Here is a 22,316-nt window from a genome sequence, read left to right as displayed (position 1 = left end):
AATGGCGGAAGGAGGCAATAATATGAAAGATAAAAATGCAAAAATGCAATCTGTAAAGAAACTCATTGAAAAAGGTAAGAAAAATGGAAATCTCACCTATAAAGAAATAATGGATGAATTAGAAGAAATTGACTTAACTCCTGAACAGATAGAAAAAGTATATGAAGTACTTGAATCTATGGGAATAGAAGTTATTGGTGACGCTCACGATACGGATACTCATGAAGAAAAATTAGATTTATCAGTCCCTGAAGGAGTTGCTATAGATGATCCTGTAAGAATGTATTTAAAAGAAATCGGTAAAGTTCCTCTATTATCTTCTGAAGAAGAAATTGAATTAGCACAAAGAATAGAGCAGGGAGATCAGGTAGCTAAAAAAAGGTTAGCTGAAGCAAACTTAAGATTAGTAGTAAGTATTGCTAAAAGATATGTAGGAAGAGGAATGTTGTTTCTAGATTTAATTCAAGAAGGGAATTTAGGTCTTATAAAGGCTGTAGAAAAGTTTGATTATAGGAAAGGATTTAAATTTAGTACATATGCTACATGGTGGATAAGACAGGCGATAACAAGGGCTATAGCAGATCAAGCTAGAACAATTAGAATACCAGTTCACATGGTAGAAACCATTAATAAACTAATAAGAGTTTCAAGACAGCTTCTACAGGAACTTGGTAGAGAGCCTGTACCAGAGGAAGTAGCAAAGCATATGGATATGCCAGTAGATAAAGTAAGAGAAATAATGAAGATAGCACAGGAACCAGTATCCCTTGAAACACCAATTGGAGAAGAGGAAGATAGCCATTTAGGAGATTTTATACCAGATGATGATGCACCAGCTCCAGCAGAAGCAGCAGCCTTTACTATGTTAAAAGAGCAGCTTATAAATGTTCTTGATACATTAACTCCAAGGGAAGAAAAGGTATTAAGACTTAGATTTGGGCTAGATGATGGCAGAGCTAGAACTCTTGAAGAAGTAGGTAAAGAGTTTAATGTTACAAGGGAAAGAATAAGACAGATAGAAGCAAAGGCGCTTAGAAAACTTAGACATCCAAGTAGAAGTAAAAAATTAAAAGATTACTTAGATTAATAAAAAAGCACCTTTTGGTGCTTTATTCTATAATTAAAAACCATATAGAATAAGATATATGGGGAAGGTGACAATATGGAAAGTTTTAAGCCCATAAAGGGTAAGGGGTTACCTTATATAATAGGGGAAACTATATTATATAATCTATTCATAATCTTAATGGTAGTCGTTGTGAATTCTTATGAGCTTTCAAATTTATTTAAAATAGCCTTTGTGGTCATAAATATATATGAATTTAATTATATATTTACGTACACTTCTTTAGAATACAATATCATTGATGAATATATTCAAATAAAAAGTATATTTGGATTGAAAAAGGAAAAGATATATTTTAAGGACATACAAGGATATTCTAAAAATAGTGGAGAAATCAAAGGAGTAAAATTATATGGTTTTGGAAAGGATCATTTTGCTTTAGGCAAATCTATTATTGATAAAATAGGCATTGCGAAAATGTATGTAACATCAGATGAACATATAATTTATTTAAAAACCCAGGATATGACCTATGGGATATCTCCAATTCAGGAAGACAAGTTTATAAATATACTAAATAGTAATGGCATAGAATCATGCAGCTGGAGCTATTCACCAAATAAGAATGTAAACCTATATAAGGATAAAAAATTTATTATACCTTTAATAGTCGTAACGGTAATAACCATAATCCTTACTTTACATCCATTTATATTATATTTGTATAATAAGTTACCGGAAAAGATGCCCTTGAGCTTTGATGCTAGGTTTTACCCAGTGAAAATTGGGACAGGCAAGGAATTTGCTTTTAAACAGATGTCCTATGGAGTGCTAAATATGGCAATTATATTCTGTATGTATTATGCTTCTTATTTTTATGCTAAATATGACAAAAAATCTGCTTATAAATTTATATATGTATCCTTGGTTTCCTCACTTCTATTTCTTATATTACAAATAAAAATATTGGCTACTTTTAAATAATATTAGAATGGAGACAGAACATGGATATAAGTATAAGATTGAGGACTATAGCAGATATGGTAAGTAAATGTAATTGCTGTGCAGATATTGGCACAGATCATGGATATATACCTATTTATCTTGTTAAAAATAGAATTTGCAATAGAGCTATAGCTTCAGATATAAATAAAGGCCCTATTGAAAAAGCCAAAAAAAATATAGAGTTAGAAGGACTAGAAAAATACATAGAATGCAGAATTGGCGGTGGATTAACCACCATAAAGCCTAATGAAGCAAATTCCGCCATAATTGCAGGTATGGGAGGAAATCTTATAAGAGATATTATAGAGGAAAGCAAAGAAGTATTTAAAAGTTTAGACTATATTATAGCCCAGCCTGTACAAAATCCTGAGATATTAAGAGAGTATATATATACAGAAGGTTATGAAATATTACAGGAGAACCTGTGCATAGATGAAAATAAATATTATGAGATAATGAAAATAAGGTATAATAATAAAATTCAAATGGTAGATAGTATTTTTTATGAAATAAGCAAATATATGCTAGAGAATAAACATCCATTAATTGAAGGACTTATTATAAGAAAGATAGACAAGTACGAAAAAATATGTCATTCTATTAATGAGGATACTGAATTAGCTAATAACAGAAAAAGAGAAGTAAAAGATAAAATTTATAGATTGAAGGAGTTGTTACTATGCCTTTAAAAATAAAAGATATAAGAAAGATTATGGAAGATTATGCTCCTTTAAGATTAAAAGAAAGTTATGATAATGTAGGGCTTATGATAGGAGATCCAGACTGCGAAGTTACTTCTATTTTAGTAGCCTTAGATTGTACAATGAAGGTAATTAAAGAGGCAGAAGAAAAGGGTTGTAACTTAATAATAACCCATCATCCCATATTATTTAAAAAGCCCAATAATATAACTACAGAAACTCTTCAAGGAAGAAAAATTATAGAGTTAATAAAAAAGGATATAAATATTTATTCTAGTCACACTAATTTAGATTCAACAAAGGGCGGAATAAATGATTTGATAATGCAATTATTAGACTTTAGAAATTGTGAAGTCATAGAAGTAAATCATATGGATGCCCAGGATAAGGAATGTGGTATAGGTAGATTCACTACTTTAAATGTTCCAATTACCCTAGAAGAATTATGTGAAAAAGTAAAAGAAGCCTTTGAAATATCTTCACTAAAATATTCAGGAGAAGATAAACAGGTTATTGAAAAAGTTGCTGTAATAAATGGCAGCGGCAATGATTTCCTTATGAAAGCTAAATCCCTAGGTGCAGATTGTATTATTACAGGGGATACCAGCTATCACTATGTTAGTGATTTACAAGAAGAAGGCATATGTATAATAGATGTGGGACATTTTGAATCAGAGTGGCCTGGTATGAAGATTGTTGGAAAGTGGATTGGAAATAGAATAAGATTTATGGGATATAGTAATAGTGTAATCATATCTACAGAGACTATTTCACCATATAAGTATAAATAGAAATAGGTATTTTTGCTTATTTCTATTTTTGTTTCTATTATTGATTAATTACATTTAAATATAAGGAGGAATATATTATGGAGAATATACAGTTACTGTTGTTTTTGCAGGAAAATTATAATAAAATGGATAAAAGTTATAAAATATTAAAAGATAATCCGCATATTTCAATGTTAAATAAAATGAAAGAAGAATTCAATAAATTGAAAAAGAAATATATAAATAAAAAAAATCAGTTAGAAAGCATTAATAAAAAATATTGTTTATTAAATGATGAAATAGAAGCTTTAAAGAAAGAAGTAAAGGAAGATGATTATATACTCTACAACAAATGCGGTAATGATTTAAAAATGATAACTACTTTGCAAAGGGACATAGAAAAGAAAAATAAAACTATAGAAGAGAAAGAAAATCAGGCTATGGCTTTACTAGAGAAGGAAGAAGTTATAACCAATGAAATAGCATCCTTAGGAAAAACACTGGAAAAAATAAGAGACGAATTTAATAGTTATAAAGAAAATGCAGATAAAGCACAAAGTAAAGTTAAAGAGGAATTTGAAAGATGTAAAAATGAGATAAATGTTATAAGAAATAAAATTCCCTTAGAGTTATTGAAAGATTTTGATGAAATAAAAGCTCAAAAGAAAGTTGCAGTGGCTCTTTTACAAAAGAATGTATGTACAGGGTGTAAGATCAAAGTATCTGCGATAACATTGGATGAAATAAATAAGGGAAAAGAAATTGTACATTGTGATAACTGTGGTAGAATACTATGTAAAGCAAACCTAAAAGATGCAGAATAGGAAAAAGAAAAATTAGTTTAAACCTATAAATTATTTGATTTTTATTTTATAATGTGTTATTATTTATCTTGCGAGTAAGCCAGACAGTCGCTGCTGCTAAAATGCAGGAGAGGAAAGTCGGAGCTCCATAGGGCAGGGTGCTGGGTAACACCCAGTCAGGGTGACCTGAAGGAAAGTGCAACAGAGATATACCGCCTAAGTTTACTTAGGTAAGGGTGGAAAGGTGAGGTAAGAGCTCACCAGCGCACTGGCGACTTTGCGGCTATGTAAACCCCATCTGGAGCAAGATCGAATAGAGAAGCATACAGGGATCGCCCGTCCCGCTTCCGGGTAGTATCGCTGGAGCCTACTGGTGACAATAGGCCTAGATAGATGACTGTTTAACACAGAACTCCGCTTACAGACTTAGTCGCATATTGAAAATACTGCCTTTAGGTGGTGTTTTTTATTTTTTTTTGCCAACTTAAAGGGCCTGCCACATAGCATTAAAAATGTTAATTCGGCAGACCCATTTCAAACTATTCAGCTATTCTTTCCAGCTTATAAATAACTGGATGAAGGCCATCATTACAGCAGCGTATTGCCACTCCATCTTGTCTTACATAAGGATTATTTCCGCCTGAAGCTAAAACAGAAACTGTATCAGCTATGCCCTTCCAGGCACCATTACAAAAACCCTCTGGTTGAGAAGAATTTTTGGATATATATTCTTGTCCTTCTTCATTTTTTGCACAAACAGGAGGAACATCATCTTTGGCATATGACTTATGGATATCATCAACTCGAGTTTTTCTAAGGACTGTGATTTTTACATCATAATTTTTTGTATTTTCCATACCATTACCCCCAAAACAATATTATATTATCCAACATATACATAATAACTCAAACGCTTACATAACACAAATTGTTTAGTGCATAAGATGAATATTGTTAACAAAATGTTAATATGGTACAATGAGTTCAGATATTATGAAATTTTGAGGTGATTTTATGGAAAAGACAAATGATCCTATAATTACTATGAGAGATCTTAAGATGAATTTTGGAGATAAAGAAGTACTAAGAGGTATAAATTTAGATGTATACAAAGGCCAAATAATAGGATATATAGGGCCTAATGGAGCAGGAAAGAGTACCACAGTAAAAATTATGCTAGGGCTAATTGAGGGATATACTGGGCAAATTGAAATATTTGGTCAATCCATAAATAACGGAGATATTGAATATAAAAGGAGGATAGGTTATGTACCGGAAACGGCAGAAATTTATGATAGTCTTACAGCAAAAGAATATTTAACATTTATAGGTGAATTATATGGTTTGGATAATGAACATGTGGATAATAAAGCTATGAATCTAATGAAAATATTTGGTTTAGAGGGAGCATATAATTCTAGAATTTCTTCTTATTCTAAAGGTATGAAGCAGAAGGTTTTGATAATATCAAGCTTAATTCATAATCCAGATATATTATTTTGGGATGAACCATTGAGCGGATTAGATGCAAATAGTGTTATGATAGTAAAAGAGATTTTAGCTCAATTAGCAGCAGAAGGTAAAACTATATTTTATTCATCGCATATAATGGATGTAGTAGAAAAGATAAGCAGCAGGATTGTTTTATTAAATGGAGGACAAATAGTAGCAGATGGAAGTTTTGAAGAGCTTAAACATGAATCTAGAGAGGGATCCTTGGAAGATATATTTAATCAGCTTACAGGATTTAATAAGCATAAAGAACTAGCAGAAGAATTCGTATCTATAGTCAGGGAGGGTGCTTCAATATGAAAGACTTCAACACATTAAAGTTTTTGGATAAATTTAAATATGTATTTCAAAAACTCGGCATTAACTATGAAATAATGAGAAAGATTCTGCAGATAAAACTTATTATGGATGGAAGAAGAGCCCCTACCATAATTAATAATTCAAATAAAAAAGAAAAAGATGATGATAATAAGTTTATGAAATCCCTATGGATGTATTCTATATTTGGGATTTTCTTAGCCATTTTAGTTGTACCTAAGAAGAGTATAATGATGCAGATGAGTATATTCTTTGGAATACTAATGTTTATGCTTATAACTACATTGATTTCTGACTTTTCTTCTGTACTTTTAGATGCCAGGGATAAAAATATAATGCTTACAAAGCCTGTAGATAGCAAAACTATAAATGCAGCAAAGGTTATACATGTATTTATTTATATGTTTTATATTACCATAGCCATGACAGGAATAGCACTATTGGTCTCCTTAAGACATGGGGTTAAGTTTTTTATAGTTTTAGTGTTAGAAATAATTCTTATAGATATATTTATGATTGTACTTACCTCTTTAATATATCTCTTAATATTGAAATTTTTTGATGGAGAAAAGCTAAAGGATATAATAAACTATGTTCAAATTATTCTAATTATGGTTATGACTATAGGATATCAATTTATAGGAAGGTTATTTGAATTTGTAAATATAAATGTAGTATTTACCCCTAAGTGGTGGCAATATTTAATAATTCCCGTATGGTTCGCAGCTCCTTTAGAAATGATATTAAATAATAATTATAATATATATATAATAATATTATCAACACTTGGCATAGTTGTCCCAATTGCTTCATTATTGTTTTATATAAAACTTTCACCAGTATTTGAGAGAAACTTACAAAAGTTAAACAATAATACTGTTTCCATAAATAAAAATAAGGCACCCTTAGGTGAAAGATTATGTAATGTGGTATGCTGGAATAGGGAGGAAAGAATATTTTTTAAATTTGCTTATAAAATTATTAGAAATGAAAGGGAATTTAAGTTAAAAGTTTATCCATCTCTAGGGTTAGCTATAGTTTTTCCTTTTATATTCATGTTTGGAACTATTTCAGAAGCTAATTCTTTTAATCAATGGTTAAATTATATGGTTTCAACAAAATATTATTTAAATATATACTGGGCTGCTTTTATTATTCCTACACTGATTATGATGATGAAATACTCAGGAAGATATAAAGCTGCATGGATTTATAAAGTTATGCCAATTAAAGAAGTAGCACCTATTTTTAAAGGAACCATAAAGGCATTTTTTATAAAACTTATAGCTCCATTATATATAATAGAATCAATTATTTTTATATTTATATTTGGAATAAAGATATTTCCCCATTTACTCATAGTATTTTTAAATATACTACTATTTACAGTTCTTTGCTTTAAAATATTTGACAAGTCACTGCCATTCTCTAAAAGTTTTCAAGTAACACAAACAGCTGATGGAATTATTTCTATATTTCTAATGCTATTGTTAGCAGCTTTAGCGGGAATACATTATTTTTCTACTATAATTAATTTTAATGTTTATGTATATATGTTTATCATGTTAATAATTGTTTTAGTATTTTGGAGAAAATCTTTTAATATATCTTGGGAAAAGCTTAAGTAATAGAAAAATGTGCAGCCTCAAACTGCACATTTTTTTTATTAACTATTTAGCTTTATTTTCTGCTTCTGTTTCAGATTGAACTAATGAATTTAAAAATTTAACATAATCTATAGAGTTTGATTCAGTTAATGAAGGTAAAGTAACATTTATACTGCTGTCATTTAATTTAGTTAATGAAGTGCTAAATTTAACATTCATGCCAACAGAGCCTTTAAGTGAGGCCATATCCTTATTCATTTGTTTTTTTGTTTCTTCTGGCAAATTAGGATTATCAACCGTAAAGAGCTTTTGCATTTTGCTTAAATCTAGATTTATATCCATAACTCCATCTTCATAGATAGTTCTGCCCTTATCATCTAAGTAATAGTTAATCTTAATGCCGTCTTTACCTAAGAATTCCATAGAGGAGAAAGCATCCATAAACTTATTGAAGCCTAATGTATTTGACGGCATATTAGCTAAGAGCTCAGCAAATTCCTTTTGGTACTCAGCTTTATCTTTAGTTGGAGATTCCATAGCATTTATACAAACTTCCATATAGTCTTTAACAAAGTCTATTATTTCCTTTTGTTCTATAAAGTTTAATGCATTGTTTCCTGTATAGGATATTAGTGAACTTAAAGTTTCATTATTTAAAGTTACCTGATAGCAAGTAGCATCTCTTCCGTCTACAGTTTTTTTGTTGCCTAATTTTGTTACTATATTTACATTAGGATTATACTGAAGTGCATATTTCAATCCTAATTTATCAATTCTAGCCTTATTTTTTTCTACAAAATCGGTCATTTTAGTATAGTCCACTTTAGGCATATCTTCACTAGAGTCTAAGTTATTCATTGAAGCCATGTCAAGAACCATGTATTCTTTACCTTTTAACATAGACAGGCTTGGATCCATTGAGGAAGCCATATCTGTATATTCTTTTGGTAAACCATATATAACTTTATAAGAAGGATTAACAGTATCTGACATATCTACATCTAAATACATTGGAAAAGATATTGGCTTTTTTCCCATGATTCCGCCAAGTTTAACGGAAGTATTTAATTCTTCTTTTATATTAGTATCAGATATACTTTGTACTTTTCCAGATACATCTAAAGTAATGGTATTGCCTATGGTAGAAGTTAACTGATTAAAACCATTTTGCATTTCAGCAGGAAGACCATTTGATGTAAGTGTGATTGTAGAGTTTGATTTAGTTTCAAGGGATTTGATTTGTTCAGCATTCATTAATTTTCCTAAAAACTCTTGTCCATCTTTTTGATCAGCTACAGGTGCATTTAATGAGTCCTCAATAGACTTACTAACAGAACCTTCAAGACCTAATATATATTGATTTATGTAGCCTGTGGAATTTAAATAGGCTCTTTGTTTTGCAAAGTCTTTACCATCAGTTAAAACTATAGGAGCATTTAGTTTAGTAGCTAGTACACTTCCTGTAAGAGCATCTCCAGAACCTTTTCCTGAAGCAATAACTGCATCTTTGGATTGTAAGTTAAAAGCTTTATCTATTAATAGATTTGTGTCATATCTATTTTTGCCAGCTATTCTAAGAATGTCAGTATCTTTTAAATTTGCATTAATAGCTTTTATTTCATTTATAATATTATTTGATATTAAATTTTCAGAACTTATTACATAAACTTTTGAAGGCTGTATTTTATTTAACTGAGCTTTTAAATCAGCGGAAAGTTTATCCTTACTTGTCATTATTAATGGATATCCCTTTATAGCTGAGATATTAGAGACACTTAAAGCATCAGCAAAACCAGTATCACTTACTATAAATACAGGAGTTCCTTTAGGGATAGTAAGCTTATCTATTATTTTACTATTTGTTTCAAATCTATCTTTTCCAGCTACTCTTTCTGTTTTATATCCAAGCTTTTTCAGTTCTGATTCCATATCCTTATTAACAGAAGCCTCTCCTCCTAAGATATATATAGTACCAGATTTACTTAAATGTTTTTGGATGTATTCAAAAGTTTCTTTACATGCTTCCTTGTTGGAGTCAGCAAGGAGTATAGGTGCATTCATATTTTTAGCGAATAGGCTAGCTGCTAAAGCATCGTAAGGGGCTTTTCCACTAGCTAAAACTATATTGTCTACAGTACCGCTATAAAGTTCATTAGCTATGGCAACAGCTGTACCGTAACGGGTATGGCCACCTAACCTATTATTTACCTTTGCACTTACGCTGACTATGCTGGTGGTAGTAACAATGGCGGCTAATGTAGCAGAAGCTACAATGGACTTAATCTTTTTCATATAAATCTCTCCCTTTATTACAAAATTTGTTGTTACTTGTAAATTGTATTATACTAAATCTTATTATAATGCAGAATGTGGTTGGTTATCAATGGGTTTATGGTAAATTTAAGGTATATATATAGCTATATAATTTTTCATAAATTTTTACTTTTTACTTCTTAGTTCTTACCTTGTATAATAAATGTAAGCTTTAGAGTAAAATTATTTGTATATGAAGTAGTATTTTAATATTTCAGGATGGTGAGTATATGATTACTATAAATGTATGTGTGGGAAGTGCCTGTCATTTAAAAGGTTCTTATAAAGTAATAGAAGCATTGGAAAGGCTTATTGAAGGCTATGAAGTAAAGGATAAGGTTGAGCTTAAAGGGGCATTTTGTTTAGGAAATTGTACAGAAGGGGTTTCTGTAAAAGTTGATGATAATATTTTCTCAGTAAATGAAAATAATGTGGAAAATTTTTTTGAAGAACAAGTTTTATGGAGGATAAAAAATGAGTCACATGAATTTTTCCGGAGCTAATTGTAAGAATTGCTATAAATGTCTTCGTTCATGCCCAGTAAAGGCTATAAAATTTAAAAATGAACAAGCTGAAATTGTAGAGGAAAGATGTATAAGCTGTGGTCATTGTTTAGCTATATGTCCACAAAATGCAAGAAATATAATTAGTGATTTAAGTCAGGTTAAAAAAGCTATAGCTGATGGCAAAAGGGTAATTGGAAGTATAGCTCCTTCTTTTGCTGGATTTTTTAGAGGGGAAGAAGGAAAGGTAATTGCAGCTTTGAAGAATATGGGATTTTATGAAATAGAGGAAACAGCTGTTGGGGCAGAGATAGTAACGGAGTTATATAAGGATTATATAAATAAAAATTCTAAAGAGAATTATATAACTACCTGTTGTCCTTCCGCTAATTATCTTATAGAGAAATACTTTCCAAAATTAATTCCCTATATAATACCCATAGTAACTCCAATGACAGCCCACGGCAAAGTACTTAAAAACATATATGGAAAAGATAGCTTTACTGTATTTATTGGCCCTTGTGTAGCTAAAAAAGTTGAAGCGGATAGTTATAGTAAAGAAAAAGGATCTATTGATGCAGTATTGACATTTGAAGAAATTGAAAAATGGATTGAAGAAGAAAATATTGATATAGGGGATTTGGCAGAAGAAAAGCTTATTGGAAGGGCATTTAAAACAGGCAGGGGATACCCAATGCATGGAGGAATTATCAATGCAATAGGAAATTTAGCTAATTTAAATAGTTTTGACAAGCTGTCTGTAAGCGGTATGGAGGAATGTATAGAATTATTGGAAAGTATGGAGAAAGGAAATTTAAAACAGGTATTGGTGGAGATAAGTGCCTGCAAAGGCAGCTGTATTGGGGGACCTAATAGAATTAGGGATAGAAAAGGATACTTTGAAAGATTAAGAGGAGTAAAGGATTATATAGAAAAAAGAGAAAGTTACTTAAAGGAAAGTAAAGAAATAATAAATATTCCAGAGGATATAGATTTTCACACTGAGTTTAAGGATAAGGGCATATTAAATAACAAACCATCAGAGGAAGAATTAGAAAAGATAATGAGAACCATGGGCAAGTATAGCTTGGAGGATGAATTAAACTGTGGGGTATGCGGTTATGACACCTGCAGAGAAAAGGCAAAAGCCATATACAATGGCATGGCTGAAGTTACCATGTGTTTGCACTATATGAGAAGCAAGGCGGAAAACATAACAAATGTTATATTTGAAAATACGGCTACCTGTATAATATTATTGGATGGTGATTTAAGAATTAAAGAAATAAATCCAGCTGGGGAAGAAATTTTTTTAGTTCAGGGAAACAATTTAAAGGATAAGCCTATTTCTGTATTAATGGGGGATGAAGACTTTAGATATGTAAGAGAAACAGAAAAAAGCATTATTGGAAAGAAAATAGCCATACCTCAATATAATGTGGTATTTATTGAGAATATTGTATATTTACCTAAACATGATATAATAATGGCTTCCATGGTAAATATAATGAAAGAGGAGAAGAATAAAGAAGAATTAATTAAAGTAAAAGAGAACACTTTAAATGCTGCACAAGAAGTTATAAATAAACAGATGAGAGTCGCCCAAGAAATAGCTAGTCTTTTGGGGGAGACTACAGCTGAAACAAAGATTATTTTGTCAAAACTCAAAAAAGTAGTGGAAGGAGAAGAAGGTGAGATAAGATGAGTTTATTTGTAGACATATCCTTTCACAGCTTAATTAAGTTTGAGGAAGAACTATGTGGAGATATGGTAGAAGCAGTAAGACTTTCAGATAGCATTATAGTAGTTATGGCGGATGGATTAGGCAGTGGGGTTAAAGCCAATATATTATCTACTTTAACCACAAAAATATCAGCTACCATGCTGAAGGAAGGGGCAAATATATATGAAACTGTGGATACCATAGTAAACACTCTTCCAGTTTGTAAGGTGAGAAAGATTGCTTATTCAACCTTTACACTAATTAAAATTTATGACGATGGCAGAGTATATATAGCAGAATATGATAATCCTCCAATATTTATAATTAGACAAGGAAGAATGTTGAATATAGATAAAAAAGAAATAATAATTAATGATAGAAAAGTATATGAAAGTAAATTTTATGCGCAGACAGGAGACGTTTTAATTGTAGTAAGTGATGGAGTAATTCATGCGGGTCTTGGGAATATAATGAATCTAGGATGGAAATGGGAAAGTGTGGCAGATTATCTTCAGAGAAGTACCATAGATAGAAATGATGCTCAAAGTATAACAAAAGACTTATCCCAGGTATGCTGGGATCTTTATGGTGGTAAACCTGGAGATGATGCAACTATAGTTACTATGAAAATAAAAACTCCTGAATATGTTAATTTATTCACAGGACCTCCTAAGGACAATGGTGTTGATGAACAGATTATAAAGGATTTTATAAAAAGCTATGGGAAAAAAGTAATCTGCGGGGGAACTGCAGCCAATATTGTTCAAAGAGAGTTAAATAGGCCATTAACAGTAAATTTGGATTTTGTTTGTAAGGATATACCTCCAACTGCCAATATGGAGGGAATAGATTTAATAACTGAAGGAGTTATAACTCTTAACAGAGTTCTAGAAATGATTAAAGAATATAAAAAGTCAGTTTCATCTTCAGAATACAATTATGATATATCTGGTAAGGATGGAGCTTCAAAGCTTACTAGGATGCTCTTAAATGAATGCACTCATTTAACTATTTGGCTTGGAAAAGCAGTTAATCCTGCTCATCAAAATTCTAATTTACCTATGGATTTAAGTATAAAATATAATATAGTTAATGAACTAGCAGAGCTTCTTAAAAGTTTAGGAAAGAAAGTTGAGATTAAAGATATTTAAAATAGCGAAGAGTGAGTAGTCAAGGAGAATATTTTTAAATAATAGATAAAAAATAATAAAGAATAAATAAGGGAACCTTACCCAAAGGGTAAGCTAAATTATATTTTAAATTTGACCTAATGTTAATGGAGAAAAATTGTCCATATTTATTCTTTATTCTTTATTATTTAATCTTTTGTCAATTGTCCACTGTCAACTACACAAAAAGATGACTATCTTTTTGTGTAAGTAGTATGAAGTAATTCATGGGCTTTTTCACCATAAGGTTTTCCTAAGAACTCTTCATAAAGCTGTTTAATGAATGGATTTTCATGAGACTTTCTTATGGTTTTGCCTGCATCTTCCTTATATAATGCCTTCATTCTTTTCTTTAAGGTATCTATATTTTCATGCATATATGGCTGACCACCGCCATCTACACAACCTCCAGGACAAGCCATTATTTCTATCATATGATAATTAACTTTGCCTTCTCTTATAGATTCCAATAATTTACGAGCATTACCAAGACCACTAGCTATGGCTACATTTACATCCATGTCCTTAATTTTTACGGTAGCTTTTTTTATTCCCTCAAGTCCACGAACTGCTTCAAAGTTTACATCTTTTAATTCCTCTTTAGTTATATACTCATAGGCAGTACGCAAAGCAGCTTCCATAACACCACCAGTTGTACCGAATAATACAGAAGCACCGGTGGATTCACCTAATGGATTATCAAAATCTTCATCATCTAAAGAATTAAAATCAATACCTGCCTCTTTAATCATTTTAGATAATTCTCTTGTACTTATAACTATATCTATATCTGGTACTCCATTTCGTGACATTTCAGGCCTTGCAGCTTCATATTTTTTAGCTAGACAAGGCATAACGGAAACTACTACTAAATTCTTAGGATCTATTTCCACTTTTTCTGCTAAATAGGTTTTTGCAATAGCTCCAAACATTTGTTGAGGAGACTTACATGTGGATGGTATATCTAATAAATCAGAAAAATCATGTTCAAAGAACTTTATCCAGCCTGGGCAGCAACTTGTAAGCATAGGAAGTCTGCCGCCATGCTCAAGTCTATAAATAAGCTCGCTGGCTTCTTCTACTATAGTTAAGTCTGCAGCAAAATCTGTATCAAAGACTTTATTAAAACCCAAAGCACGAAGAGCTGCTACCATTTTACCTGTAACTACAGTTCCAGGTTCTAACCCGAATTCCTCTCCTAAAGCTGCTCTAATTGCTGGTGCTGTTTGAACAATAACAACTTTATCCTTATTGTCTAATGCATCCCAAACCTTTGAAGTATTATTTACTTCAGTTAAAGCTCCTGTTGGACACACTGCTACACATTGTCCACAGAAAGTACAATTAGTTTCGATCATTGGTGAGGAAAATGCTGGGGATATAACAGTGTGAAATCCTCTATTTACTGGAGATAATACTCCTACAGTTTGTACCTCGTTACACATAGTTACACATCTTCTGCAAAGAATACATTTATCTAGATCTCTAATTATAGAGAAGGAAGAGGTATCCTTTGGAAATTTTGACTTCTCACCAGTATACTTTATGGATTTTATATTCATGTCTGCTGCTAATTTTTGAAGTTCACACTCACTGTTCTTTTCACATAACAAACAGTCCTGTGGGTGATTGGATAAAAGGAGCTCCACCATACTTCTACGTGCTTTAATAGCTTTAATAGAGTTTGTTTTAATTACCATATCATTCATTACAGGAGTACAACAAGCAGGAGCTAAGTTTTTTCTTGCCCTCTACTTCTACTACACATACTCTGCAAGAGCCAGGATGATTTTCTGTCTTATTATCATGTATTTTTAAATGACAAAGGGTAGGTATATTTATATTTAATTTTTTAGCGGCATTTAGTATAGTTGTTCCTTGCTCTACTTGAATCTTTTTATTATTTATTGTAAGTGTTACTAAACTCAAAGTGCACACCTCTTTCTTAAATATTATTTTCTTACTATGGCTCCTACAGGGCAAGCACCATAACATGTGCCGCATTTAATACACTTATCTTGAATTATTGTATGCTTTTCTTTTACCTTACCACTGATACAGGATACAGGACAAACTCTAGCACATTTTGTACAACCTATACATTTATCCCCAATCTCAAAGTGTAAAAGATTCTTACATACTCCTGCAGGACAGCGTTTTTCTTTAACATGAGCTTCATATTCATCCATAAAGTATTTCATAGTACTCAATACAGGATTAGGAGCTGTTTGACCAAGACCACAAAGAGAAGTATCCTTTATAGTTTCAGCCAGCTCTTTTAAATTAACTAAATCTTCTTCAGTTCCTTTTCCTTCAGTTATCTTTGTAAGTATTTCTAACAAACGCTTATTTCCTACTCTGCAAGGAGTACATTTTCCACAGGATTCGTCTACTGTAAATTCAAGATAGAATTTAGCTATATCTACCATACAGTTGTCTTCATCCATAACTATCATTCCGCCAGAACCCATCATAGATCCAATGGCAGTTAATGATTCATAATCAATAGCAGTATCTAAACCTGAAGCAGGAATACATCCGCCTGAAGGACCGCCAGTTTGAACAGCTTTAAACTTACGACCATTTTTTATTCCGCCGCCGATTTCATAAATTATTTCTCTTAGGGTTGTACCCATAGGAACTTCTACAAGGCCAACATTATTAATTTTACCAGCAAGAGCGAAAACCTTAGTTCCCTTGGAGGTCTCAGTTCCTATAGAATTAAACCAGTCTGCACCTTTATTTAATATAGCAGGTACTATAGCTAATGTTTCTACATTATTTACGCAGGTAGGTTTACCCCAAAGACCGCTTTCTGCAGGGAAAGGAGGTTTATTTGTAGGCTCACCACGACATCCTTCTATAGAATGGATTAGAGCTGTTTCTTCTCCACATACAAAAGCTCCTGCGCCATATTTAATTTTTATATCAAAACTAAAGTCTGTGCCTAGTATGTTATCTCCTAAAAGTCCATACTCATGAGCTTCATCTATTGCATTGTAAAGCCTTTCAACAGCAAGAGGATATTCAGCTCTTATATAAATGTTTCCTTCATCTGCTCCAATTGCATATCCAGCAATGGCCATAGCCTCTAAAACACTATGAGGATCTCCTTCAAGTATAGAACGATCCATAAATGCACCGGGGTCTCCTTCATCAGCATTACAAATTATATATTTTTTATCACTTTGATATTTTTTAGCAAACCCCCATTTTTTACCCGTTGGGAAACCACCGCCGCCTCTGCCCCTTAGACCGGAATCAGATATAATCTTAATAACATCATCTGGTGTCATTTGGGTCACAGCTTTAGCTAAAGCCATATAGCCATCTTCTGCTATAGATTCTCTAATATCATCAGGATTTATAAGCCCACAATTTCTAAGGGCAATTCTCTTTTGCTTTTTATAGAATGACATTTCATCTTGTCTTTTTACTTTCTTCTGAAGGGTAGGTTCAATATAAAGAAGTCTTTGCACTATTTCGCCTTTTAATAAGTGGTTTTGAATTATCTCCTCTACATCTTCTGGTTTTACGCTTACATAAAAGGCATTGTCTGGATTTATGTTTACAATAGGCCCTTTTTCACAAAAGCCAAAACATCCAGTTATTGATACCTGAACTTCATCAGAAAGTCCAGCTAATTTGATACCTTCTTTTAATCTTTTTACTATTTCATAGCTTTCACATGATTTACAGCCAGTACCGCCACATACTGATATATAACGCTTACATCTTTTTGATTCTGATTGTAATTCCATTTCATGTGAAACTTTTTTTAGCTTAACAAGATCTTGAAACTTTTCATTAAGTTCCTGAAGTTCTCTAAAGGATTTTATTTTAACCAATGGTTACTCCCCCTATTCGCTATACTCTTCTAATAATTTGTCAACTTTATCTTTAGTAAAATGACCATAAACTTTATCATTAACTGTTACTACAGGAGCTAGTCCACATGCACCTACACATCTTAATACATCTAGAGTATATTTACCATCAGATGTGGTTTCTCCGATTTTAATATTTAACTTTTTCTGCATTTCTTCTACTATATCACCGGCTCCTCTTACAAAACAGGCAGTTCCCATGCATACATTTATAACGTATTTACCTTTAGGTTCTATGTTAAAATATGAGTAAAAAGTTACAACACCATAAACTTTAGATACGGGGATATTTAATTTTTTAGCAATAAAGCTCTGTACTTCATTAGGAACATATCCGAAGATATTTTGAGCTTTATGAAGGACAGCTATTAATGATCCTTCTTTATTTTGAAGACTGTCAATAAACTGATTTAATTCATTAAATTTGGCTTCTATTACTTCATTTTTGCAGCACACTAACAAAGACCTCCTTTATTATGTTTAAAAATTAACACACTTTGATTATAGCAAAATTTGTTTTAAAATACTATTTATTTTATATTTTAAAACAATTCGAAAAACAGATAAAAATACAATTAATGCTTTGATTTATTTTACTTTTCTATATATAATATATTTTATCACAATTAGTATATTATTGATGAATATACTGGGTAAATATGTGCAAAATTATATATTGAGTCATTCTTAATAAATGAAATTATGTATTCATTAAGGAGGTTTAATTTTTGAATCCTATAGCTTTTAACATTTTTGGTATAGACATAAGATGGTATGGTATATTTATTGCCATAGGGGTATTATTAGGACTACTGCTGGCATACTATAACTGTAAATTAAAAAATGTGGATTTTGATATGCTATTTGACACATTTTTTATATCTTTTCCTGCAGCTATAATTGGAGCAAGATTATATTATGTAATCTTTAATTTTCAAGATTATAAAGACAACCTTTGGAGTGCTTTAAATATAAGGGAGGGTGGACTTGCAATCCATGGTGGTTTAATATTTGGATTAGCCACAGCTTATATATATATTAAGAAAAAGGGAGAAAGTTTTTTGAAATTTGCAGATGTAACAGCCCCATCAATAATTTTAGCTCAAGGTATGGGAAGATGGGGAAATTTTTTTAATGGAGAAGCTCATGGAGAACCAGTAAGCTATGAATTTATAAAGCACTTTCCAGCATTTATTCAAAAGGGAATGTATATAGAAGGGGTATATTATCATCCAACATTTTTATATGAATCAATTTGGGATATTTGTGCGTGCATAATATTAATAAACATTTTAAAAAGAACCTCAATTGATGGTTATGTAATATTTTCTTACATAGGATTGTATTCTTTAGGAAGATTTTTTATTGAAGGCCTTAGAACAGACAGTTTAATGTTTGGACCCATCAGAATGGCACAACTTGTAAGCCTTTTGGGAATAGCTAGTTGGATGATTTTTTTTATAATAATTAATTATAGATTGTGAAGGAGAAAATATGAGCAATTATAGAAAAGAACAGTGGAATAGTAAATATGTTATAGTATCGGAAAAAAGGGAAAAAAGGCCCTATGATTTTAATAATGGAGAAGCAGAAAATAATGTACATCATAAGAAGGAGTGCCCTTTTTGTCCAGGGAATGAAAAACAAAGTGATGATTCTATATATGACATAGGGAAGCCTTGGAGGTTAAGAGTTATTCCTAATAAATATCCTTGTGTAGAATATTACACTGAAAATAAGGAAGATGTATTTGGGTATCACTATGTTGTAGTGGAGAGCAGAGAACATAATAAAAAGATATATGAATTTAAAGAAGAAGAGATAGATAATATATTAAAGTCTTATATATGTATTTCAAAAAAATTGTACGAGGATAATAATATTAAATATATACAAATATTTAAGAATTATAAAAGAGAAGGGGGAGCATCTCTTGTTCATCCTCATTCTCAAATAGTAGCTTTAAATATAATACCAGAGAAAATAAATAATATATTAAGCTATAGTAAGCATTTCTATGAAAATAATCATAAATGCCTATACTGCAATATTATAAGTGAGGAATTAAAATATAATAAAAGGTTAATCTATGAAAATGATAAATTTATATGCTTTTGTCCAGGGACCTCAACTTTTTCCTATGAGATTACAATAATGAAAAAAGATCATAAGGCTTTTTTAAATTTCAATTTTGAGGATATTACACCTTTATCACAGTGTATTGTAAAAATAACAGATAAAATATATTCAAAACTAGGAGATATAGCTTTAAATATTTGTCTTTACTTTATTAAAGAAGAAAATGAGTACTTTCATTTTACTATAGGAATTTATCCTAGGATATCTAGTTTTGCAGGATTTGAAATAAGTACAGGAATTATACAAAATCCTATATCTCCTGAAAAAGCAGCAAAGAAACTTAAGATATAGAGAACAGAGTATTTTTTCATATCTTTATATACTTTGGTATTGTAAAACTTACACAAGTACCTTCGTTTGGAAAACTCTCTATTTTTAGCATGCAATTTTCTCCATATAGTAATCTTAGTCTATCATTTACATTTTTTAATCCTATTCCAGATGAATTTTTAAAAATTTCTTTTAATTTATCCTCAGCTATGCCTATTCCATCATCTTTAATTTGAAAAAACAATTTATCCTCTACTAATCTGGCTTTAACGTGAACTATTCCCCCAGAAGGTTTTGGCAAAATTCCATGTTTTATAGAGTTTTCAATGATTGGCTGAAGTATAAAAACTGGCATCTTATATTCCATTAAAATATCAGGTATATCTATATTTACCTTAAGTCTGTCTCCAAATCTTGCATTTTCTATAGATAAATATGAATTTAAAAAATCAAATTCTTCTCTAATTGTGACGAAATCCTCATCCCTTTTTAATGTGAGTCTAAAATAATTAGAAAGGTCAATAATAAGCTGGCGAGCCTTATTAGGATCTATTCTGCAAAAAGAGGAGATTGTATTTAGAGCATTAAATAAAAAATGAGGATGAATTTGGGCTCTTAAAGCTTTATATTCTGCTATATAAGCTTCATGAGCAATTTTGTCTAATTTATGTATTTTTAATTGTGTGGATAAAAGGCTGCTTAATTGCTTGGCAAATTGTATAAAATATTCATCAATATATCTTTCTGATTTTATTTTTAAACCAACTACAGCTTCTAATTTATTTTCATCGAAAATTGGAATGCAGAAAAAATATTTTTCACCATATTTATCTGAAGGATGGACAGATATTATTTTATAATCTGGATTACTATAATAAGACTTTAGTGCTTCATTTAATGGTTCAATGGGAATGCTCTTTCCACAATAGCATAATATTTCTTTATTATTCCCTATAAAAACTCCTTTAAAATTATCGCTGTCATATATTATTTTAGCTACATTTACTGCAGTTTCCTTATTAAATCCATTTTTTAAATAATTTAATGTTTGTTCCGCAATTATTAAAGCTTTTTGAGCTTGCATTGCACCAATTCTATTATATTGTTCTGAAGCGTTATTAATTATATTTATAAAAATTACAACCCCTAAGGAGTTTATTACTATCATTGGAATAGCAATTATTTTTTCTAATTCTAGGGCTTCCTTAAAAGGTCTAGAAAAAATTAATATAATAATCATTTGCAATACTTCAGCTGCCATTGCAGCTAGACAGCCTACTTTAGCATCTAAGTTATTATTTCGCGAATATTTTTGTGCAATTCCACCACATAAACCTTCAACAATTGTGGATAATCCACAGGATAATGCAGTAAATCCTCCCATAGTATATCTTTGAAAGCCTGCTATAGAACCAACAATTATTCCAACTAATGGGCCTCCAATATATCCAGCGGTTATAGCGCCTATTGGTCGAGTATTTGCTAATGCATAAGAATTAATGGTATTTAAAGAATTAGAAGAAGAAATTATATTTACTCCTGTATAGGTTCCTATAATGGAAAGTAGGCTAAAGAAAAGTGTTATTCTCAATTCACTAAAAAAGGTTGTTGTATTTTTATAAAAAGATTTTTTATATATAGAAGTTTGTCCATATACATAGGCTGATAATGCAATTAATGACATGCTCTCTAATAATTGTATATATATCATAGGCAAGGCACCCCCTAAAATTGATACTATGTCTATTATACATAAAATTTATAATATTTAAATAGTTTAAGTGTAAAAATTGACTATTCGCCCCATAAATTTTGCATTTCAACCTAAAAAAGTTACATTTTAGCAGTAAAACATATGCTAAGATTCTGAATTTTAATATAATTTAATTATAGAATTTCAATTATACAAAAATACAAAAATTTTAATTCAATTAAGGGGGTTGTGCCATGATATCGTTTATTATTTCACTAATTGCATTAGTAGTAGGATACTTTACCTATGGAAAAGTAGTAGAAAGAATTTTTGGAGCAGATGAAAGCATACAAACACCTGCCATTAGATTAGAAGATGGTGTTGATTATGTACCTATGCCAGAATGGAAAATATTTTTAATACAGTTTTTAAACATTGCAGGTCTTGGACCAATATTTGGAGCTATTTTAGGTGCAATGTTTGGACCAGCAGCTTTTTTATGGATTGTATTTGGATGTATATTTGCAGGTGGAGTGCATGATTACTTCTCAGGAATGTTATCAGTAAGACATGATGGAGCAAGTATTCCTGAAATAGTTGGAAAGTATCTTGGAAACGGTTTTAAGCAAATTATGAGAGTGTTCTCAGTTATACTTTTAATATTAGTTGGAGTTGTTTTTGTAACAGGACCGGCCGGATTACTTGCCGGATTAACACCTAAGTCTTTGGATATGACTTTTTGGTTATATGTTATATTTGCATATTATGTTTTAGCTACATTACTTCCAATAGACAAGCTTATTGGTAAAATATATCCTGTATTTGGAGTATGTTTAC

18 protein-coding genes, 1 other RNA gene and 1 pseudogene are annotated in these 22,316 nt (G+C 30.9%); 14 read left to right on the top strand and 6 right to left on the bottom strand.

Features of this window, described 5'->3' with window-relative positions:
• Position 1: 1 nt before the first annotated feature.
• From rpoD to rnpB, 6 genes are all read left to right on the top strand, one after another.
• Positions 2-1,087, top strand: coding sequence for an RNA polymerase sigma factor RpoD (gene rpoD / locus CLLI_RS11980; protein ID WP_106064443.1), 1,086 nt, complete (start codon positions 2-4; stop codon positions 1,085-1,087).
• Positions 1,088-1,162: 75 nt separating this feature from the next.
• Positions 1,163-2,050, top strand: a complete 888-nt coding sequence (locus CLLI_RS11975) for a PH domain-containing protein (RefSeq protein ID WP_106064442.1) — start codon at positions 1,163-1,165, stop codon at positions 2,048-2,050.
• 20 nt (positions 2,051-2,070) lie between these two features.
• Positions 2,071-2,760 carry a tRNA (adenine(22)-N(1))-methyltransferase gene (locus tag CLLI_RS11970; RefSeq protein ID WP_106064441.1) on the top strand — a complete coding sequence of 230 codons (690 nt, stop codon included), beginning with the start codon at positions 2,071-2,073 and terminating at the stop codon, positions 2,758-2,760.
• Positions 2,751-3,563: a Nif3-like dinuclear metal center hexameric protein gene (locus CLLI_RS11965; RefSeq protein ID WP_106064440.1), complete on the top strand. Its 813-nt coding sequence runs from the start codon at positions 2,751-2,753 to the stop codon at positions 3,561-3,563. The genes CLLI_RS11970 and CLLI_RS11965 overlap by 10 nt, the downstream gene beginning before the upstream one ends.
• Before the next feature lie 77 nt (positions 3,564-3,640).
• Complete coding sequence (locus tag CLLI_RS11960) at positions 3,641-4,366, top strand: zinc ribbon domain-containing protein (protein WP_106064439.1); 726 nt, start codon at positions 3,641-3,643, stop codon at positions 4,364-4,366.
• A 71-nt stretch (positions 4,367-4,437) separates the two neighbouring features.
• Positions 4,438-4,782, top strand: an RNA gene (gene rnpB / locus CLLI_RS11955) — RNase P RNA component class A.
• Between the two features lie 102 nt (positions 4,783-4,884).
• On the opposite strand, the gene CLLI_RS11950 is transcribed toward rnpB, so the two are convergent.
• Positions 4,885-5,202, bottom strand: a complete 318-nt coding sequence (locus CLLI_RS11950) for a TIGR04076 family protein (protein WP_106064438.1) — start codon at positions 5,200-5,202, stop codon at positions 4,885-4,887.
• 157 nt (positions 5,203-5,359) lie between these two features.
• Here CLLI_RS11950 and CLLI_RS11945 point away from each other — a divergent pair, with 157 nt between their 5' ends.
• Both CLLI_RS11945 and CLLI_RS11940 read left to right on the top strand, forming a co-directional pair.
• Positions 5,360-6,157, top strand: coding sequence for an ABC transporter ATP-binding protein (locus CLLI_RS11945; RefSeq protein WP_106064437.1), 798 nt, complete (start codon positions 5,360-5,362; stop codon positions 6,155-6,157).
• Complete coding sequence (locus tag CLLI_RS11940; RefSeq protein ID WP_106064436.1) at positions 6,154-7,803, top strand: hypothetical protein; 1,650 nt, start codon at positions 6,154-6,156, stop codon at positions 7,801-7,803. The genes CLLI_RS11945 and CLLI_RS11940 overlap by 4 nt, the downstream gene beginning before the upstream one ends.
• A gap of 42 nt (positions 7,804-7,845) precedes the next feature.
• Here CLLI_RS11940 and CLLI_RS11935 read toward each other — a convergent pair whose 3' ends face one another.
• Entirely contained in the window at positions 7,846-10,074 is a 2,229-nt protein-coding gene (locus CLLI_RS11935; RefSeq protein WP_106064435.1) for a cell wall-binding repeat-containing protein, read from the bottom strand.
• A gap of 251 nt (positions 10,075-10,325) precedes the next feature.
• Between CLLI_RS11935 and CLLI_RS11930 the strand changes: the two genes are divergently transcribed.
• The 3 genes from CLLI_RS11930 to CLLI_RS11920 are packed head-to-tail and all read left to right on the top strand — an operon-like array spanning position 10,326 to position 13,472.
• Positions 10,326-10,598 (top strand): (2Fe-2S) ferredoxin domain-containing protein, encoded by a 273-nt coding sequence (locus tag CLLI_RS11930; protein ID WP_106064434.1) that lies wholly within the window; start codon positions 10,326-10,328, stop codon positions 10,596-10,598.
• Positions 10,570-12,303, top strand: coding sequence for a [Fe-Fe] hydrogenase large subunit C-terminal domain-containing protein (locus tag CLLI_RS11925; RefSeq protein ID WP_106064433.1), 1,734 nt, complete (start codon positions 10,570-10,572; stop codon positions 12,301-12,303). The genes CLLI_RS11930 and CLLI_RS11925 overlap by 29 nt, the downstream gene beginning before the upstream one ends.
• Positions 12,300-13,472, top strand: coding sequence for a SpoIIE family protein phosphatase (locus CLLI_RS11920; RefSeq protein WP_106064432.1), 1,173 nt, complete (start codon positions 12,300-12,302; stop codon positions 13,470-13,472). The genes CLLI_RS11925 and CLLI_RS11920 overlap by 4 nt, the downstream gene beginning before the upstream one ends.
• 212 nt (positions 13,473-13,684) lie before the next feature.
• On the opposite strand, the pseudogene CLLI_RS11915 reads toward CLLI_RS11920, so the two are convergent.
• The 3 genes and pseudogenes from CLLI_RS11915 to nuoE form a co-directional block, all read right to left on the bottom strand.
• A pseudogene (locus CLLI_RS11915) lies at positions 13,685-15,419 on the bottom strand (NADH-dependent [FeFe] hydrogenase, group A6).
• 23 nt (positions 15,420-15,442) lie between these two features.
• Positions 15,443-17,338, bottom strand: a complete 1,896-nt coding sequence (gene nuoF / locus CLLI_RS11910; protein WP_106064431.1) for an NADH-quinone oxidoreductase subunit NuoF — start codon at positions 17,336-17,338, stop codon at positions 15,443-15,445.
• 12 nt (positions 17,339-17,350) lie between these two features.
• The gene (gene nuoE / locus CLLI_RS11905; protein WP_106064430.1) at positions 17,351-17,833 is read right to left on the bottom strand and encodes an NADH-quinone oxidoreductase subunit NuoE; all 483 of its coding nucleotides are present in this window, start codon (positions 17,831-17,833) and stop codon (positions 17,351-17,353) included.
• A 272-nt stretch (positions 17,834-18,105) separates the two neighbouring features.
• Between nuoE and lgt the strand changes: the two genes are divergently transcribed.
• Positions 18,106-18,861 carry a prolipoprotein diacylglyceryl transferase gene (lgt, locus tag CLLI_RS11900; RefSeq protein ID WP_106064429.1) on the top strand — a complete coding sequence of 252 codons (756 nt, stop codon included), beginning with the start codon at positions 18,106-18,108 and terminating at the stop codon, positions 18,859-18,861.
• A 10-nt stretch (positions 18,862-18,871) separates the two neighbouring features.
• Positions 18,872-19,807: a galactose-1-phosphate uridylyltransferase gene (locus CLLI_RS11895; RefSeq protein ID WP_106064428.1), complete on the top strand. Its 936-nt coding sequence runs from the start codon at positions 18,872-18,874 to the stop codon at positions 19,805-19,807.
• Between the two features lie 16 nt (positions 19,808-19,823).
• Here the strand turns inward: CLLI_RS11895 and CLLI_RS11890 are convergent, their stop codons facing one another.
• Complete coding sequence (locus CLLI_RS11890; protein WP_106064427.1) at positions 19,824-21,497, bottom strand: LytS/YhcK type 5TM receptor domain-containing protein; 1,674 nt, start codon at positions 21,495-21,497, stop codon at positions 19,824-19,826.
• 236 nt (positions 21,498-21,733) lie between these two features.
• Here CLLI_RS11890 and CLLI_RS11885 point away from each other — a divergent pair.
• Positions 21,734-22,316, top strand: a 583-nt coding sequence (locus tag CLLI_RS11885; protein ID WP_146127097.1) for a carbon starvation CstA family protein, incomplete at its 3' end; no start/stop codon positions are given.

The organism is Clostridium liquoris, assembly GCF_002995785.1.
GTDB lineage: Bacteria > Bacillota > Clostridia > Clostridiales > Clostridiaceae > Clostridium_AO > Clostridium_AO liquoris.
This window is presented reverse-complemented; position numbering and strand designations above follow the sequence as displayed.

Coding starts and splice junctions, on each gene's coding strand:
- CLLI_RS11895 (WP_106064428.1), top strand. CDS start 18,872: ATGAGCAATTATAGAAAAGAACAGTGGAATAGTAAATATGTTATAGTA.
- CLLI_RS11960 (WP_106064439.1), top strand. CDS start 3,641: ATGGAGAATATACAGTTACTGTTGTTTTTGCAGGAAAATTATAATAAA.
- rpoD (WP_106064443.1), top strand. CDS start 2: ATGGCGGAAGGAGGCAATAATATGAAAGATAAAAATGCAAAAATGCAA.
- CLLI_RS11920 (WP_106064432.1), top strand. CDS start 12,300: ATGAGTTTATTTGTAGACATATCCTTTCACAGCTTAATTAAGTTTGAG.
- CLLI_RS11945 (WP_106064437.1), top strand. CDS start 5,360: ATGGAAAAGACAAATGATCCTATAATTACTATGAGAGATCTTAAGATG.
- CLLI_RS11925 (WP_106064433.1), top strand. CDS start 10,570: ATGAGTCACATGAATTTTTCCGGAGCTAATTGTAAGAATTGCTATAAA.
- CLLI_RS11950 (WP_106064438.1), bottom strand. CDS start 5,202: ATGGAAAATACAAAAAATTATGATGTAAAAATCACAGTCCTTAGAAAA.
- CLLI_RS11935 (WP_106064435.1), bottom strand. CDS start 10,074: ATGAAAAAGATTAAGTCCATTGTAGCTTCTGCTACATTAGCCGCCATT.
- CLLI_RS11940 (WP_106064436.1), top strand. CDS start 6,154: ATGAAAGACTTCAACACATTAAAGTTTTTGGATAAATTTAAATATGTA.
- CLLI_RS11930 (WP_106064434.1), top strand. CDS start 10,326: ATGATTACTATAAATGTATGTGTGGGAAGTGCCTGTCATTTAAAAGGT.
- CLLI_RS11890 (WP_106064427.1), bottom strand. CDS start 21,497: ATGATATATATACAATTATTAGAGAGCATGTCATTAATTGCATTATCA.
- CLLI_RS11975 (WP_106064442.1), top strand. CDS start 1,163: ATGGAAAGTTTTAAGCCCATAAAGGGTAAGGGGTTACCTTATATAATA.
- CLLI_RS11970 (WP_106064441.1), top strand. CDS start 2,071: ATGGATATAAGTATAAGATTGAGGACTATAGCAGATATGGTAAGTAAA.
- CLLI_RS11965 (WP_106064440.1), top strand. CDS start 2,751: ATGCCTTTAAAAATAAAAGATATAAGAAAGATTATGGAAGATTATGCT.